This is a genomic window from Enterococcus caccae ATCC BAA-1240 (assembly GCF_000407145.1).
Taxonomy (GTDB): Bacteria; Bacillota; Bacilli; order Lactobacillales; family Enterococcaceae; genus Enterococcus_L; species Enterococcus_L caccae.
This window is the reverse complement of record NZ_KE136472.1, coordinates 777,209-793,435: the sequence shown is the minus strand read 5'-3', so window position 1 is coordinate 793,435 and position 16,227 is coordinate 777,209. Positions and strand designations below refer to the sequence as shown.

The window sequence follows — 16,227 nt, the reverse complement described above, 5'->3', positions numbered from 1 at the left end:
TCCAACTATAAATTAGAAACATTTCATTTTTCTCTAATAAAACATGTTTCTAGTATACCCAACTGACGTAAAAAAAACTACCCTTTTCTTTGAATTTCCCAAAAGGAAACCTAGAAAAGGTGAGTTATTGGTGTTTGATATGTTCAAATGTTTGATTTAAAATATCGATAACATGATGGTCATCTAATGTATAATAGATTATTTTCCCTTCGCGTCTAGATCTTACCACATGGCTGTCTCGTAATAGCTTTAATTGATGGGAAACTGCGGATTGTTCCATTAAAAGACGTTCACCTATCGCTGTTACATTTAATTCTCCTTGTTTTAGCAATAGTAAAATTCGCAATCTCGTGGGATCACTCAACACTTTATACAACTGACTTACTTTTTGAATTTCATCTATTTCTTTCATCGCTGAGCTTCCTTTCATGATTTCCTCTTGCTTATTATAGCAAATATTAGGCAAAAACGGATAGATTTTTTCTTACACAACTAGTAAAAGACAAGTGCAACTTAGAATAAAGTCTTACTTGTCTTGTATTTCATGTTATTTTAACTGTTTGCTTGTTTAACAGCATCCATCACAGCGTATCTAAATCCATTTTTTTCTAAAGCCATCACACCTTTGATCGTACTACCTCCAGGTGATGTTACACCATCTTTTAACTCTCCAGGATGTTTTTTACTTTCAAGCGCTAGCTTAGCTGAGCCTAACATCATTTGAGCAGTAATTTCATAAGAAAGCGCACGTGGTATTCCTTCTAACACAGCACCATCAGCCAATGCTTCCATAAAAATATCAACAAATGCCGGACTACATCCAGCAACTGTCCCAAATGTTCCTAAAATATTCTCACTAACTTCCTCTACTTTCCCTAAGGATTCCAGCACATGAATTGCTTGAGATTTTGTATCATTTGGCATATTTTTAGCAAAAGCAGCTCCGATCATCCCAGCATTGACACTAACGGGCGTGTTAGGGATAGCGTGGACAACATGAATGTCTTTGTCTAAAACAGCTTGAGCTTCTTCTATAGTATGCCCCGTCGCAACTGAAATAAGAATGGTGTTTTTTGACATATATGGTGCTGCTTGTTTTAAAATTTCTAAAACGATTTTAGCCCCTGTCGCAATAAAAATAATCTGGCATGTTTTAAAAGGCTCATAATCTTTGATCAATTGAAAGCCTAACTTTTTTTGGAGTGCTTCAGCTGTGCCACTTGATCCACCTTTTACGAATAAATTCTCAGGATCAACTGTTTTTGCTTTTAAAAGCCCTTCAATCATTGCACTTCCCATATGCCCTGCTCCGATAAAGCCAATATTCATTTCTATCTCTCCTTCTACTTTTACAAATGAAAGGACTGAAATCAACTATCCATACAGTTTTTTTCAGTCCTAATCACTTTATTTTGTTAACGCATTAACTGCTTGTTCAAAATTATTGATTTTTTGATTCGCTTCTGTTTGAGAAGCAGCTTTTGTCGCCAAATAAAATTTAATTTTAGGCTCAGTTCCAGACGGACGAATCGCAATCCAACTACCATCTTCTAAGAAATATTTTAGCACATCTGATGGTGGAGTTGTTAATACTTCGACTTTCCCTTCAGCAGAGGTTCTAGTTAATTCTTTGAAATCTTCCGTTTGCGTTACCTTGGTATCAGCAAATGAAGTTGGTGCTTCTTCACGGAATTTTTTCATTAAAGCCTTTATTTTTTCACTGCCTTCGATACCGCTTAAAGTCACTGAAATTGTTTTTTCTTCGTAATAACCGTATTCTTTGAAAATATCTTGTAGCCCATCATAAAGAGTTTTTCCTTGCTTTTTATAAAAAGCTGCAACTTCGGCTAATAAAACCAGTGCTTGGATCGCGTCTTTATCACGAACAAATGATTTTACTAAATATCCATAGCTTTCTTCAAATCCAAACATGAACGTTTGGGATTTGTCTTCTTCATATTGCTCGATTTTTTCTGCAATAAATTTAAATCCTGTTAAAACGTCGACCATTTTTGTATTGTACTTCTCTGTAATTGCCGTAGCTAATTCACTAGATACGATTGATTTTAATACAACTGCATTTTCTGGTAATGTTCCTGCTTGTTTGTGTGCTTCTAAAATGTATTGGATCATGATCGAACCTAATTGATTCCCCGTTAACACTTGGTATTCACCGTTAGGCAAACGTACTGCCGCACCTAAACGATCGGCATCAGGATCTGTTGCAATCAATAAATCAGCATCTTCTTTTTCACCTAAACGAATCGCATATTCAAAGGCCGAATGTTCTTCTGGATTAGGCGATTTAACAGTCGTAAAATCCGGATCAGCGATGGCTTGTTCTGGAACCAATACAAATTTCTCAAAGCCAGCTTGCCTTAACGCTTTTTCTCCAAGCATTTTCCCTGTACCATGTAAAGGTGTATAAACAAGTTTCAATTCTTTACCCATTTCATTAATCAGTTCTTGATTGATAGTTACAGTCTTGATTTCTTTCAAGTAAGCCGCATCAACTTCTTCACCGATAATTGTGATCAAATCACTTTCCTTTGCCTGATCATCCGCCAAAACAGCTACTTTTAACGGGTTTTCAACTTCACGAACATATTTTGTTAAAGCATCTGCATCTGCTGGCGGCATTTGACCTCCATCAGCACCATAAACTTTGTATCCATTATAAGCTGCTGGATTGTGAGATGCCGTAATCATAATTCCTGAAAATGCATTAAGATGGCGAACAGCAAAAGACAACTCAGGCGTTGGACGTAAGCTTTCAAAAACATAGGCAGGAATACCATGATTAGCTAATGTTTTGGCTGCTTCCATTGCAAATTCTGGTGACATATGACGAGAATCGTAAGCAATCGCCACTCCTCGTTTCTTAGTTTCAGCCCCTTCAGCATCCATAAAACGTGCTAAACCTTCAGTTGCTTGACGGATTGTAAAAATATTCATCCGATTGATGCCAGCACCTAAAATACCGCGCATACCTGCAGTACCAAACTCTAATGGTGCATAAAAAGCATCTTCACATTTTTCAGGATCTTCTTTTAAATCTTTCAATTCATTTTTTAAATTTTCTGGTATATTTTCTTCATTTATCCACTGTTCATAGACTTGTTCCCAAGACATATCAGCACCTCTTTTATCATTTGTTTTCTTATCCACTAGTAAGTATATCATTCCAACGCTTTTGAGGAAAGTAATGCCTGAAAAGAACTAGTTATTCAATTAATCTAGGTAATTACTTCAATAAGCCTTGCATTTTTAATAGTTGGTCCGTCAGGGTTTGAGATTCCGCTCCAAAATAATCGGAAAATTTTTGACTCCAACGCTTCGTTTCTCTTGCTTCACCAAATAGTTCCATTGTTTGATCATATTGTTCAATCAGGCTATAGGAATACGGGTGATACGTATCATAGTGGATAACTGCAGCCTCAGGTAGGCGCGGTTTGACCTTCATCTCGACGATCGGTCTTCCAATACTTAGTCCAAATAATGGAAACATGTGCTCAGGTAATTCTAGTAGTTCACCTATTTCTTTTCCATGTTTACGAATACTCCCAACAACGACCGAACCTAGTCCTAAGCTTTCTGTAGCAACAACAGCATTTTCAAGAGCTAAGGCTGCATCCGTCGTTGCTAAGATGATTGGTTCAATGCTGTCATCAATTTGGTAAGAACTGCCATACGTTTCACTGACCAGCTTTGTACGATGAAGATCTCCAACAAAAAGTAAAAAGACTGAGCTTTTCTTCATATGGGCATTTCCTGGATTCCATTCAACTAATTGTTCACGGATTTCCCTATTTCGAATCACGATAATCGTGTAAAATTGACCATTCATCCAACTCGGTGCCTGTCGTGCTGCATCCAATATTGCTTGCAAGCTTTCTTGAGATAGAACATGATTCTCGTCAAAATCACGATAACTGCGCCGGTTACTTAACAACTCAATTGTTTTGTTCATTTTGAATCCCTCCTTCTCTTTCATTTTATCATAATGCGTTTGTATCCATTATTATTTTTTTGGTAACCTCTAGTAATTTTGTTTTAAATAACGAAAAATTGACTTCATCCACTCTAGAAAAATTGATACGAATACTATCTTGATTTTCACTAAAAAAGAAACTTGGTGCGATCAATAGTCCTTCTTGCAAAAAAATAGCCCAGTCTTTTGGCTGAAGTTTTCCACGTCTCCATTTTGCCCAAATATAAAAACCGCCTTCTGGCATACTGACTTGCCATTCTGGTAGCTCATCCAATAACTCAAACACAGCTTTTCCTCTTTGCTCTAAATTTTGCTTCAAAATAGCAACCTTTGCTGGAAAGTTTTCATCGGTCAGCGCTAAATTTGCTAATACTTGCGGGAAAATACTTAACGAAAAATCCATCATCTTTCTAGCTTCCGCCAATTGTTGATTTACAGAAGTCGGCGCACTTAGCCAACCGATTTTAGTTGTAGAACCGAGAAGTTTTGAGAGTGAACCAATATAGAGCACATTTTCAGGATCTAATTTTTTTAACGGCTGAACTTTATCTGAGGGAACAAAATTTAATTTAGCAAAAACATCATCTTCAATAATCGGTATTTGGTATTTCTGACACAGTTCAATAAGTGCTTTCCTGCGTTTCATCGACATTGTTTTCCCCGTTGGATTTTGAAATGATGGATTAACCATGACCATCTTGACTCTATGCTGACGGATAACTTTTTCAAGTGCTATCAGATCAATACCCTCTTGATCCATTTCTACACCGTAAAGACGGATACCTGCTGCTTGAAAAATTGGAAGTGCATACAGAAAGGACGGGTCTTCAATCGCAACGCTGTCGCCGGATTGTAATAATACTTGTAAGATTAAGAATAACGCCTGTTGCGCGCCAGAAGTGATCAAAAGACTTTCAGGAGAAAGTGAAAAACCGTATTCTTTCTCTGTCTCATGACTGATTGCTTGCCGTAGTGGATAGTACCCTAGATCGTCTTGTTGTTCTTCTTCCAAAAAATGCTTCCATGTCAGTGGCGGAAACGAAAAACTTGGAATTAAATCTAAAGGTAACTCACCTGTGTATAAATCTAAAATATCATTACCTGACTGCTTGATCAATCTCTCGATTTGCTCTACGTAAGGATCGACTTTCGCAAAAACATTTTGTTCTAGATAGCGATGCCAATCCGTTCTAGGGGTTGTACTAATTCCCCACTTTCCTTCGTTAACAATTGTTCCACTGCCTTGTTTTCTGACGACCCATCCCAGAGCAACAAGTTCATCTAATGCATGGACGACAGTTGAACGATTGACTTGCAAATATACAGCTAATTTTCTCTCTGAAGGTAAACGTTCCCCTGGAAGGAGGTCTCCATTTTTTATGTAAGATAGTACCAACTCGATGATGCTAACGTATATTGGGACTCCTTTTTCCTTTTTGAGTGACCACATGCTTTTAACTCCTTTTTTTAGTTTTAATACAGTTTACTTTATAGATTTGTGAAATTTGATGAGAAGTAAATGTAAGAATCCACTCTCTCAGTGAATTCATTGGCTCAACATCAACTCTCTTCGTTCGTTGTGTTTCAAACAAAGGAACAACTCTCCCTTTGGTCGTCTTGTACTGCTCAACATCAACTCTCTTCGTTCGTTGTGTTTCGCAGCAATTGGATGACCTGAAAATAACCCAATTGGCTGTTTTTGTCAACTGATGTTTGTTTTATAATCTATATATTAAAATATTTCTGAATTGAGGTTAGATTATGATCAAAAAAGTTTTAACAGTTGCTGGTTCTGATTCTAGCGGTGGCGCGGGAATTCAAGCGGATTTAAAAACATTTGAGGAGTATGGTACATTTGGGTTTTCGGCTTTAACTAGTATTGTAACGATGGATCCTGATGAAGGCTGGAGTCATTTGGTCACACCAATTGAACCTGAGCTCGTGGAAAAACAATTAAAAACGATTTTCGCTGGCGGTGCACTTGATGCTATGAAAACAGGGATGTTAGGGACTATCGAATCTATCGAAATCACTCGCACCTATATTGATAAATTTTCAATGAACAATATTGTGATCGATCCTGTGATGGCCTGTAAAGGTACCAGTGAACTGCTGCAACCTGAAAATGTAGCAGCCATGACTCGTTTACTTTTACCTAAAGCAACTATTACAACACCAAATTTAGTTGAAGCGGGGATTTTATCTGGAATGGGCGAGTTGACTTCTGTTGATCAAATGAAGGAAGCTGCGAAAAAAATCATCGACTTGGGACCAAAAAATGTTGTGATTAAAGGTGGTCATCGGTTGAAAACTGACCAAGCCATCGATCTTTTTTACGATGGCACTGATTTTACGATCTTTGAAAGTCAATTATTTCCAACTGATTATAATCACGGGGCAGGATGTACATTCGCAGCATCTGTAACTGCAGGTCTTGCAAAGGGATATTCAGTTGCTGATGCCGTAGCTTTAGCTAAAAAATTCGTAGCTGCAGCTATTGAAAATGGTCAAAAAATCAATCCTTTTCTTGGACATGTATGGCACGGCGCTTATAATCATGCTGAAAATCGAATGACAGAAATTAAGGAGTGATAGAATGAATAAACAAAGCTCAACCACTTCTATTGTACTTGTTGGCTTGTTTGCAGCGCTGACTGTTCTAGGTACAATGATCAAAATCCCTATGCCAACTGGAGCCTTTGCTCATTTAGGTAATTCAGTTTTATTGCTAGCTGTCCTTCTCATAGGCTATAAAAAAGGAGCCTTAGCTGGTGGATTGGGCTTTGCTATCTTTGACATCTTAAATGGCTTTGCCGCTGAAGCACCTTATTTTATTTTAGAAAGCTTTATTGTTGGTGGAGCTGCTGCGCTCATGATTTTCTTTTTCCATCAAAATATCGATGCTATTTGGAAAATCATTGTAGTCGCTACCGTCACTGGGATTGCCAAAGTCATTATGACCCAACTAAAAAATACGATTATGGGTCTTCTTGCAGGTGCTGATTTTAATGTTTCTTTTGCAAGTGCCTTATCAAAATTACCTGCAACCTTTATCAATGTAGCTACAACCATTGTTATCGTAACACTTGTTTATTTTCCGTTAAAAAAAGCAATGGATGTGATTTTTACAAAGCAATCATTTTAATAGTTCATAAAAAACTCCGCTTATCTTGGATTTCCCCAAAAATAAGCAGAGTTTTTTTAACCGTTTTTACTAAAAATACTTTCAAGTATCCAAAAAGCAATACCAGCTACTGGGAAAATAGTCCAGTTTGATCCCCAATTCCCTAAAAGAAAGCCCTGCAATAAAAAGAGTGCAACTACGATCGGCCAATAAACTTTTTCCAGTGTTTGAAACCACATTGGTTTTTTATCGTCTCTCTCTGCTTTAGCACGCGGCCCCAATTCACCTTCATCAGAAATAAAGTAGTTTTGTTCAAGCATTTTTGTGAAACTCCCCATGATTACTCCACCGAAAATAAAGAAGAAAACACCAAAAGATGCTATCAGCAATAGGAAAGCAATGCCGAATATTTCAGCATCATACACCGCTCCAAAAAAGACTACAGGTATGACAGATAAAATACACAACACGACTCCTGCAACCATACAAAAAATGAAAGAACGTTGAAATGTCTCTTTCTTCTTTTTTATTTCATTTTTCACTTGAATCGGAATAAATCGATCATCCAATTTTTTGTTTGTATTCGCTATACTTGTTCCGGCAATAATAAATAAAGGAACGCCAGTAGCAGCACCTAGAAACACAAATAGCAACCCGAATCCTTCTGCAACTCCTTCACCATATAGCGCCATACTAGCAAAAAAAGCCGCAACACCCATCATAATAATCATTACGCCCAAACCAATCAATGTAGCAGCTCTGTGATGAACTTTTAGAAAATCACTTGATTCATTAAGAGTAATTTCATCTAACTCATACCCCTGTTCATCGATAAACTCTTGCTTGATATTCATTTCTTCTAACAATTCATCGATTGACCCAAACTCTGCAATTACGCCACCAATTGCTTCGTTTTCTGATTTCCCTTGACTTTTTAGATCTTCATACCGATCTTCAGCACTGGCTAATAGATCTTGTTTCAGTTGTTTTGTTTGGCTCGTTTCTGCTATCCCTAAAAACAAACTTTCAATATAATCTTTGATGGTTTTCATTATTTTTCCTCCTTGATAAAACGTTCAACGACTTTTTTTGTAAGTAGCCATTCATTGATTTTTTCTTCCAAATATAGTTGTCCAGATGGCGTGATTTTATAATACGTTCTCTTTTTGCCATGTGTGATTTGTCCAGGAAATGATTCAATAAAACCATTTTTTTCCAATCGGTTAAATGCTGAATACAATGTCGTCTCTTTAATTGAATAGTTGTTTTCAGAAATTTCCGTGATTCTTTTCGAAATCGCATAGCCATAAGAATCACCCTCCTGCAAGACAGATAAAATAAATGTATCGTTATACCCTCTAATTGCATCGCTGCCAATCATTGAACCACCTCCAATTACTCCATCCAACGTACTACGTCTGTCGTTGTAATTATCATACCACGATTACTACGACAGGTAAAGTAAAAATAATCAAAATAAAGTGGATGGACTATAACTCTATGAGTCACAACCCATCCACAATGAATTCGAATAAATGATGAGAGCATAAAAACTCCAGATTATTTCTCGGAGTTAAACACTTCAGTCTCACCTTCATTACAACTATCTGAGAATGAAAAAATTATTTTTCTAACTAGTTTAAACAATTTTTATTTTTTCATCAAAATACTTCGTTTCGCAATAGTAGCCTTTTCCACCAACATAAACTTTTTCTATTTCACCCGTGCTATCGGTTGATAATTTCACTACAATCTCAGAAGGTGAGTGTAAAGAATATCCTTGTTCAAATGAATAGACTTCTTTTTGTAAATACTGATTTTTATAAAGATAGCTAGCTAAAGCACCATTTGAAGTTCCAGTCGCCGCTTCTTCATCGATATCATACAGCGGGGCAAAATTTCTACATATAATTCGATCATCACTAAACGTATACAGATGCAAGCCAACGACATTATAATGCCTACTAATTTTTTTAATTTCCTCAAAGTTAAGTTGTAGTTCATGTAATTCAGTTTCACTTTTTATCGGAATTAAAATATCTTTTAAGCCGGTAGAGACAATTTGAATTGGACATTTAGCGTCTATAGCGGCAATATCAAAACAATCGACAAACTCATTTGGAGATATTCTATCGTAGAATTCCGGCTTTTTTTGTTCCATGAATATAAGGTCGTCTTTTATAGTGATAGTAAGAACACCGCTATTCGTTTCAATCGTATAATGATTTTTAAACAGTTTATTTAAATGCATCAGTATCGCAAAAGAACCAATTGTAGCATGCCCACATAAATCTACTTCTTCTTTTGGTGTAAAATATTCAAATTTATAATCAGCAATTTCAGAATCTGATATAAATGCGGTTTCCGCATATCCCAATTGTTTAGCTATTGCCATTTTTTGAGTAGTGGTCAATTCATGCCTAATGAATACCACTCCTGCCTTATTTCCACCTTTATTATCTTTACTAAATGCACTTACAACATACACAGATATTTTCATATAGCACCTACCTCATTTATCGTAAATTATAGCATAAAAAACACTCGTATAGCGCTTCCTGAACGTATTCTCTATAAAACAAAAGACAAACTATTTTTAAGCATCAGATGTCTCAAAAATAGTTTGTCTACAAGTAGAAGTGAATAGGGCCAATTTCATAGACCCCTTCTAATTACGTAAAATCGGTATAAAGAGTAACCCTTTTTTCACAATAATTTAAATCGTATCTCCATTAAAAATAGAGTTTTTCACAATCACATAATCTACTTTACGAATAGCTTCAAGATCACGACCACCAGCATAAGAAATTGAAGATTGTAAATCTTGTTGCATCTCTACTAACGTATCTGCTAAGCTGCCTTTGTGTTGAATCCAGATTTTCTTCCCTTCAACATTTTTCTTTTCACCTTTTTGGAATTCAGAAGCACTACCAAAATATTCTTTATAAACAACGCCGTTTTCCACTTTTGTTTCGCCTGGTGATTCTTCATGACCAGCAAATAACGAACCAATCATTACCATCGTTGCACCAAAACGAACTGATTTTGCTACATCTCCTGGCGTCCGAATGCCGCCATCAGCAATTATTGGTTTTCTTGCAGCTTTAGCACACCAGCGTAATGCTGCTAATTGCCAGCCGCCAGTCCCAAACCCTGTTTTGATCTTTGTTATACATACTTTTCCAGGTCCGATACCAACTTTTGTTGCATCAGCTCCGGCATTTTCCAATTCACGTACCGCTTCAGGAGTCCCTACATTACCAGCGATAACAAATGTATCTGGTAAATGTTTTTTTAAGTGTTGAATCATATTGATCACGGCATTTGAATGTCCGTGCGCAATATCGATCGTCACATAATCCGGACCTAAATTCCGCTCAGCTAATTCTTCCACAAATGCATATTCAGCTTCTTTTACCCCTACACTGATAGATGTAATCAGCCCTTTGGTATTCATCTTTTCAATAAATGGAATTCGAGCATTTTCATCAAAGCGATGCATAATATAAAAATAATTGTTTTCAGCTAAAAACTCTGCAATTTTATCATCAATGATGGTCTGCATATTTGCAGGCACCACTGGCATTTTAAAGGTATGTTTACCTAACTTTACAACTGTATCACATTCTGAACGACTGTTCACAATACATTTGTTGGGAATCAACTGGACATCTTCGTAATCAAAAACTTTCATACTTTATTGCCTCCTAATAGGTTCTAATAAAACACGCAAAAACACGAACATTAAACAAGCAATAGTTCGCATTTTCAAACACCTATGTTAATTTACACTATTCATTTGTAAAAGTCAAAGGTGAATACCGAAAAATGCACAGAATAAATTGCTATTGTTCGTGTTTTTGGGATAAGCTTTGTTTTGTGCTTTACTTAAACTCTATTCATCTTCTTACTCTCAATTATTTATTCTTATTTTTTCCTCAGGTAAGAAACAACTCACCAAGTTGCAGCAATAGGTTCCTTTTTTGTAAATAACGGATAAATCACTCTCATTATTGTGAGTGATAGTAAAATAAAAGTAAGCTGACAATATTTTAGCCATTTATCTAAATATCAGACCAAAAATAGCTCTGCCTTTTGATTCTAGCCTAAATTGCGTTATACTTGAAGAAGAATCTTATTTATTAGGAGGCAACTTACTATGTTAAAAATCGAAAGAATCCAAACAGGTGTTATTCAAGAAAATTGTTACTTAATTTATAATGAAACAAACCTTTTGATTATTGATCCAGGTGCTGAAGCAGATAAAATAGCTGCATTTATTAAAAAAACTGGGAAAAAACCTATTGCTATCTTGTTAACTCATACACATTATGATCACATTGGTGCAGTGGAAGATCTACGTCATCTATATACCATTCCAGTATATGTAAGTCCGCTTGAACAAGAATGGCTTTCAAATCCCGTCTTCAACTTATCAGGACTAGGTCGGCATAATGATATTGCGGACATCATCGTCCAACCAGCAGAAGTGGAATTTGAATTGACCGAGTATGATTTAGGTGGTATCAAATTTTCTGTTTTGCCAACTCCTGGACATTCAATTGGAAGTGTAAGCTTGGTTTTTGATGATTTTGTCGTCACTGGGGATGCTTTATTCAGGGGTAGTATTGGTAGAACCGATTTACATACTGGAGACATGCAACAACTGCTTCACAGTATTAACACTTATCTTTTTACGTTACCGGATGAATTTCCCGCATACCCTGGACACGGTGATGCGACAACGATTGAACACGAAAAGAAAACAAATCCTTTTTTCAATTAAACTACTAAACAACCTTTAGCATCGTTTATTCACTTTAGTCTGTTACTCTAACTATGTTCAGATGGACTCATATACTTTAAAACTAAGGAGGCAATTTGATATGAATGAACCCACAACGTTATATATTATTCGTCATGGCAAAACAATGTTTAATACGATTGGTAGAACCCAAGGCTGGTCAGATACACCTTTGACAAAAGAGGGGGAACAAGTAATCCGCTATTTAGGTCTTGGATTGCGTAATACTGAATTTAAAGAAGCGTATTCCAGTGACAGCGGACGTGCGATGCAAACTGCTCGGATTATTTTACAAGAGCACTTGAATGGTCAAGCGATCCCATATACTACAGACAGCCGTATCCGCGAGTGGTGTTTCGGCTCCTTAGATGGTGGCTATGATGGTGAACTTTGGGGCGTTGTTCCTAGAATTTTAGCTTTTAAAAACTATGAAGACATGATGACAAACAGAATTAGTTATAAAGAGTTAGCTGATGCGATTATTGCTGCAGATACCGCGAATTGGGCAGAACCTTACGAAAAAATCCGTGAACGAGTTTGGAGTGGTTTTGAAGATATTGCTCATCATCGAGAAAAAAATGGCGGTGGCAACGTTATGATCGTCTCCCACGGGTTAACGATTTCATTTTTGATGTCATTAATCGATGAAAGTTTGCCTATGCAGATTGGGCTAGAGAATGGCAGTGTCACAAAACTTATCTATGAAAATGGTAAATTTACTATCAAGTCAGTCAATGATACTCACTATATTGGTGAAGGACGCACAATTTTTGCCAAACATTAAACAACTAAAAGAAAGACTGGAAAATGATTAGCAATAGTTCCAGACTTTCTTTTTGTAGTTTATCTGCTAAATCAAACTTTTATGCTACTTTCTCATTTCAATTCTTTTTTTACGATCTCAACGGCTCCTCTAGAATGTTTGATTTTTTCTAATGTTTCATCATAGTTTTTAGCCGCATAAGCAAAAAATAAAACATCAACTACATAAAGCTGAGCAGTTAACGAAACAGTTGCAGCACTTCTTAAAGGCGCTTCTCCTCCAACTGGTGTTAGTAACAATAGTGTACTTTTTTGCGCCAACTCAGAATCTGCATTCGCTGTTAAACCAATTACTGTCCATCCTTTTTTTATAGCGAGATCAGCAAGTGCATTTGTTTCTTGATTCGATCCAGAATTTGAGATCCCTATAAAAATCCCTTTCAATCGATTTGTTCCGATTGCAGATGCAAACAAATGATGGTCCATTGTAAAAAAAACACTTAAGCCCAGACGAGTAAATTTTTGATAAATATCCTGTGCTACTAAAGATGACGCACCTAAGCCGTACACAAAAATTATATCCGCTACTTCCAAATCCCTGACTGCTTGATCGATAGCTTGATCATCTAAATGTTCATTGGTACGCTCCAATACATGAATCAATCGGTGCTGAAGTTTTTCTTTTATTGCAGCTGTTGTCTCACCATTTTCGACTTCCGTATACATTTGGGTATCGACTGATCCTATATTAGCTGAAAGTAATAATTTCAAATCAGTAAAACCGCTAACTTCAATCGATCGGCAAAAACGAATTATCGCAGCTGGGCTTGAACCAGCTTTTTTTGCCAACTCTTGGGCACTTAAATTGATAACTTCATTTGTGTGCTTCAAGATATATTCGGCCACTTTTTGTTCAGAACCAGGCAAATGATCGAAATGATCTTGTATTGTTAAAATTATATTTTGCTGCATGGTTTACACATCCTTCTTTTGTGCTGAAATCCAGCCTCTTTTAGCAGAAAAATATTCAGCACTCTACCCCTTTATTATAGCTAAAAAAAAACAGAAAAGGAATTCATTTATCAAACTGAAGAGAGTTTTTACAAAAAAACAACTACTCTCTTTGTGTTCAGCTGGCAAAGTGCTGTGAGCAGAGAGAGTAGTTGGTTTTGTCAATAAATAAGAGTAAAAAAAGATTCCTTATTTTGCTTGTAAATCTTTTGGAATCCCAAAGAAAAATGTTGCAACAAATCCGCCAGCATATGCTGCTAACAAGCCTAAAACATACGCTAACCATTGATTATTCGCAATCAATGGAATTAATGCTACACCACTAGGGCCAATTGCAATTGAACCAACATTTCCAAAAGCGCCAATCACCGCTCCGCCAATACCACCGCCGATACATGCCGTAATAAAAGGACGTCCTAAAGGTAATGTTACACCATAAATTAACGGTTCTCCGATCCCTAAAATCCCTACTGGTAGCGCCCCTTTAATCATCTCAACAAGTTTTGTATCAGATTTACAACGAATCCATAACGCTAAAGCTGCGCCTACTTGACCTGCACCAGCCATTGCAAGGATTGGAAGTAATAATGTCATTCCTGTTTGTGCGATCATTTCAATATGGATAGGTGTTAATATTTGATGTAGTCCAAACATAACCATTGGCAAGAATGTTGCGCCTAAAGTGAATCCAGCCAACATACCTCCTTTTTCTAAAACAACATTAATCACGCCTACTAAGCTGTTTGAAATCAATCCCGCCACAGGCATGATTAGAAAAATCGTGATCAAACCAATTACTAACAAAGAAACAGTCGGTGTAACGATGATATCAATAGAATCTGGAATCACCTTATGCAATTGTTTTTCAACCAATGAAAGCAACCAGACAGCAAAAATAACGCCAATAATTCCTCCCTGTCCTGCTGATAATGTACCACCATTTAAGATATTAGGAAGCGGTGTTTCTGGGTTCATTCCAGTTAACATTGTTACAGCACCGATTACACCTCCTAGTGCTGGCGTTGCACCAAACTCACTCGCACTATTGATCCCAGTGTACAATGCTAAGTAAGCAAAAATACCATTTTTTATAATATTCAATACATCGATATACTGCTGCCAAGAATCACCGATTGTTCCAGCAACCAATAGATTGGACATAACTGCTGCAATCCCACCGATAATTCCTGCCCCAACAAATGCTGGAATCAACGGGACGAAAATATTCGAAATCGATTTCAAAATAGCTTTAAATCCAGCGTTTCCTTTGTTCTTTTCTTTTTGAGCTGCTTTAACTTGAGCCGCTTTTTCTTCAACTAATTGTTTACCTGACTGCTCTATTGGCTTTTTGGGAAATGGATCGCCTAATTTCACGCCGGCCATATCGACCATTTCTTGCGCGACTTTATTCACCGTCCCTGGTCCGATTACAACCTGCAATGTGTCATCCTCGACCACACCCATTACACCGTCAATTTTTTTAAGCCTGTCTAATTTTACTTTATCATAATCAAGAATATCCATACGAACACGAGTCATACAATGACGTAACTTTAAGACATTATCTTGACCGCCTACTTCTTCATAAATTTCCCTAGCTAAACGTTTGATTTTATCCTCTGTCATTTTTATTCCTCCCTTATTTTTTAAAGTGTATTTTTAATAAAATTATTCCCTTGTACTAATTTCTCTTCTGCTACTTCTTTTGAAGAATTCGTCAATAACATGACAATTGCTAATTTTACATTTTCATCGGCTTTAACAAAATAGGCTGCTGCAGTTTCATAATCACAACTTGTTGCCTCCATAATGATTCGTTTTGATCGTTCAACTAATTTTTCATTTGTTGGTTTTACATCTACCATCAAATTATTGTATACTTTGCCAATTCCGATCATTGAAATCGTTGATAACATATTCAAAATCAATTTTTGTGTTGTCCCTGACTTCAAGCGTGTAGAACCCGTCAAAAATTCTGGCCCCGCATCAACCTCAATTGGAAACTGAGCATATTTACTAATTTCAGCGTCTTTGTTACAAGAAATAGAACCTGTAATCGCTCCAACTGAATCTGCATAAACCAATCCGCCAATCACATAAGGTGTACGTCCGCTTGCAGCAATTCCAATCACAACATCTTTATTCGTTAATGCCAATTCTACTAAATCTTTTTGTCCTAACTCCTTGGAATCTTCTGCGCCTTCAACAGCAACAGTCATCGCCTCTTGACCACCAGCAATCAATCCTTGAACCATTTGAGGTGAGACACCAAAAGTCGGTACGCATTCAGCTGCATCCAGTACACCTAAACGCCCGCTCGTTCCTGCTCCCATATAGATCAACCTACCCCCATGATTAAAAGCCTCAATAATCGATTGTATAACTGGCTCTATTTGTGGAAGTACTTCTTCTACAGCCAATGCTACTTTTTGATCTTCTTGATTCATTTTCTCTAAAGCTTCTTTTATGCTTAGTTCGTCTAAGTTCATCGTTTCCTGGTTTCTACGCTCGGTTGTTAATTTTTCTAAATTCATT

At 36.8% G+C, this 16,227-nt stretch carries 16 protein-coding genes; 4 read left to right on the top strand and 12 right to left on the bottom strand.

Going from position 1 to position 16,227, the window contains the following annotated elements; all coding sequences use genetic code 11:
- Positions 1–124: 124 nt before the first annotated feature.
- The 5 genes from I580_RS03575 to I580_RS03555 all read right to left on the bottom strand — a co-directional run bounded on the left by I580_RS03575 (position 125) and on the right by I580_RS03555 (position 5,441).
- Positions 125–412 carry an ArsR/SmtB family transcription factor gene (locus tag I580_RS03575; protein ID WP_034860432.1) on the bottom strand — a complete coding sequence of 96 codons (288 nt, stop codon included), beginning with the start codon at positions 410–412 and terminating at the stop codon, positions 125–127.
- A 140-nt stretch (positions 413–552) separates the two neighbouring features.
- Positions 553–1,329 (bottom strand): pyrroline-5-carboxylate reductase, encoded by a 777-nt coding sequence (gene proC, locus I580_RS03570; RefSeq protein WP_010772676.1) that lies wholly within the window; start codon positions 1,327–1,329, stop codon positions 553–555.
- Between the two features lie 78 nt (positions 1,330–1,407).
- Positions 1,408–3,132, bottom strand: a complete 1,725-nt coding sequence (locus I580_RS03565; protein WP_010772677.1) for a phospho-sugar mutase — start codon at positions 3,130–3,132, stop codon at positions 1,408–1,410.
- A 112-nt stretch (positions 3,133–3,244) separates the two neighbouring features.
- Positions 3,245–3,970 (bottom strand): nitroreductase family protein, encoded by a 726-nt coding sequence (locus I580_RS03560; protein ID WP_010772678.1) that lies wholly within the window; start codon positions 3,968–3,970, stop codon positions 3,245–3,247.
- Positions 3,971–3,998: 28 nt separating this feature from the next.
- Entirely contained in the window at positions 3,999–5,441 is a 1,443-nt protein-coding gene (locus tag I580_RS03555) for an aminotransferase-like domain-containing protein (protein WP_010772679.1), read from the bottom strand.
- A 311-nt stretch (positions 5,442–5,752) separates the two neighbouring features.
- Here I580_RS03555 and thiD point away from each other — a divergent pair, with 311 nt between their 5' ends.
- Positions 5,753–6,583, top strand: a complete 831-nt coding sequence (gene thiD, locus I580_RS03550) for a bifunctional hydroxymethylpyrimidine kinase/phosphomethylpyrimidine kinase (protein ID WP_010772680.1) — start codon at positions 5,753–5,755, stop codon at positions 6,581–6,583.
- A 4-nt stretch (positions 6,584–6,587) separates the two neighbouring features.
- Positions 6,588–7,136: an ECF transporter S component gene (locus I580_RS03545; RefSeq protein ID WP_010772681.1), complete on the top strand. Its 549-nt coding sequence runs from the start codon at positions 6,588–6,590 to the stop codon at positions 7,134–7,136.
- Between the two features lie 56 nt (positions 7,137–7,192).
- On the opposite strand, the gene I580_RS03540 is transcribed toward I580_RS03545, so the two are convergent.
- The 4 genes from I580_RS03540 to guaC all read right to left on the bottom strand — a co-directional run bounded on the left by I580_RS03540 (position 7,193) and on the right by guaC (position 10,809).
- Positions 7,193–8,167, bottom strand: coding sequence for a permease prefix domain 1-containing protein (locus tag I580_RS03540; RefSeq protein WP_010772682.1), 975 nt, complete (start codon positions 8,165–8,167; stop codon positions 7,193–7,195).
- Positions 8,167–8,496 carry a PadR family transcriptional regulator gene (locus tag I580_RS03535; protein ID WP_010772683.1) on the bottom strand — a complete coding sequence of 110 codons (330 nt, stop codon included), beginning with the start codon at positions 8,494–8,496 and terminating at the stop codon, positions 8,167–8,169. Before I580_RS03535 ends, I580_RS03540 begins: the two co-directional genes overlap by 1 nt.
- Positions 8,497–8,754: 258 nt before the next feature.
- Complete coding sequence (locus I580_RS03530) at positions 8,755–9,615, bottom strand: PhzF family phenazine biosynthesis protein (RefSeq protein WP_010772684.1); 861 nt, start codon at positions 9,613–9,615, stop codon at positions 8,755–8,757.
- Positions 9,616–9,831: 216 nt separating this feature from the next.
- A complete protein-coding gene (guaC, locus tag I580_RS03525; protein ID WP_010772685.1) occupies positions 9,832–10,809 on the bottom strand; it encodes a GMP reductase in 978 nt (325 codons plus the stop codon).
- A 465-nt stretch (positions 10,810–11,274) separates the two neighbouring features.
- Here guaC and I580_RS03520 point away from each other — a divergent pair, with 465 nt between their 5' ends.
- Together I580_RS03520 and I580_RS03515 are read left to right on the top strand one after the other, a co-directional pair.
- The gene (locus I580_RS03520; protein WP_010772686.1) at positions 11,275–11,901 is read left to right on the top strand and encodes an MBL fold metallo-hydrolase; all 627 of its coding nucleotides are present in this window, start codon (positions 11,275–11,277) and stop codon (positions 11,899–11,901) included.
- 100 nt (positions 11,902–12,001) lie between these two features.
- Positions 12,002–12,703 (top strand): histidine phosphatase family protein, encoded by a 702-nt coding sequence (locus tag I580_RS03515; RefSeq protein WP_010772687.1) that lies wholly within the window; start codon positions 12,002–12,004, stop codon positions 12,701–12,703.
- 92 nt (positions 12,704–12,795) lie between these two features.
- Here the strand turns inward: I580_RS03515 and I580_RS03510 are convergent, their stop codons facing one another.
- The 3 genes from I580_RS03510 to murQ all read right to left on the bottom strand — a co-directional run bounded on the left by I580_RS03510 (position 12,796) and on the right by murQ (position 16,226).
- Positions 12,796–13,653: a MurR/RpiR family transcriptional regulator gene (locus I580_RS03510; protein WP_010772688.1), complete on the bottom strand. Its 858-nt coding sequence runs from the start codon at positions 13,651–13,653 to the stop codon at positions 12,796–12,798.
- A gap of 228 nt (positions 13,654–13,881) precedes the next feature.
- Positions 13,882–15,318 (bottom strand): PTS transporter subunit EIIC, encoded by a 1,437-nt coding sequence (locus I580_RS03505; RefSeq protein ID WP_010772689.1) that lies wholly within the window; start codon positions 15,316–15,318, stop codon positions 13,882–13,884.
- A gap of 20 nt (positions 15,319–15,338) precedes the next feature.
- Positions 15,339–16,226, bottom strand: a complete 888-nt coding sequence (gene murQ, locus I580_RS03500; protein ID WP_010772690.1) for an N-acetylmuramic acid 6-phosphate etherase — start codon at positions 16,224–16,226, stop codon at positions 15,339–15,341.
- Position 16,227: the final 1 nt, after the last annotated feature.

Coding starts and splice junctions, on each gene's coding strand:
- I580_RS03575 (WP_034860432.1), bottom strand. CDS start 412: ATGAAAGAAATAGATGAAATTCAAAAAGTAAGTCAGTTGTATAAAGTG.
- proC (WP_010772676.1), bottom strand. CDS start 1,329: ATGAATATTGGCTTTATCGGAGCAGGGCATATGGGAAGTGCAATGATT.
- I580_RS03565 (WP_010772677.1), bottom strand. CDS start 3,132: ATGTCTTGGGAACAAGTCTATGAACAGTGGATAAATGAAGAAAATATA.
- I580_RS03560 (WP_010772678.1), bottom strand. CDS start 3,970: ATGAACAAAACAATTGAGTTGTTAAGTAACCGGCGCAGTTATCGTGAT.
- I580_RS03555 (WP_010772679.1), bottom strand. CDS start 5,441: ATGTGGTCACTCAAAAAGGAAAAAGGAGTCCCAATATACGTTAGCATC.
- thiD (WP_010772680.1), top strand. CDS start 5,753: ATGATCAAAAAAGTTTTAACAGTTGCTGGTTCTGATTCTAGCGGTGGC.
- I580_RS03545 (WP_010772681.1), top strand. CDS start 6,588: ATGAATAAACAAAGCTCAACCACTTCTATTGTACTTGTTGGCTTGTTT.
- I580_RS03540 (WP_010772682.1), bottom strand. CDS start 8,167: ATGAAAACCATCAAAGATTATATTGAAAGTTTGTTTTTAGGGATAGCA.
- I580_RS03535 (WP_010772683.1), bottom strand. CDS start 8,496: ATGATTGGCAGCGATGCAATTAGAGGGTATAACGATACATTTATTTTA.
- I580_RS03530 (WP_010772684.1), bottom strand. CDS start 9,615: ATGAAAATATCTGTGTATGTTGTAAGTGCATTTAGTAAAGATAATAAA.
- guaC (WP_010772685.1), bottom strand. CDS start 10,809: ATGAAAGTTTTTGATTACGAAGATGTCCAGTTGATTCCCAACAAATGT.
- I580_RS03520 (WP_010772686.1), top strand. CDS start 11,275: ATGTTAAAAATCGAAAGAATCCAAACAGGTGTTATTCAAGAAAATTGT.
- I580_RS03515 (WP_010772687.1), top strand. CDS start 12,002: ATGAATGAACCCACAACGTTATATATTATTCGTCATGGCAAAACAATG.
- I580_RS03510 (WP_010772688.1), bottom strand. CDS start 13,653: ATGCAGCAAAATATAATTTTAACAATACAAGATCATTTCGATCATTTG.
- I580_RS03505 (WP_010772689.1), bottom strand. CDS start 15,318: ATGACAGAGGATAAAATCAAACGTTTAGCTAGGGAAATTTATGAAGAA.
- murQ (WP_010772690.1), bottom strand. CDS start 16,226: ATGAATTTAGAAAAATTAACAACCGAGCGTAGAAACCAGGAAACGATG.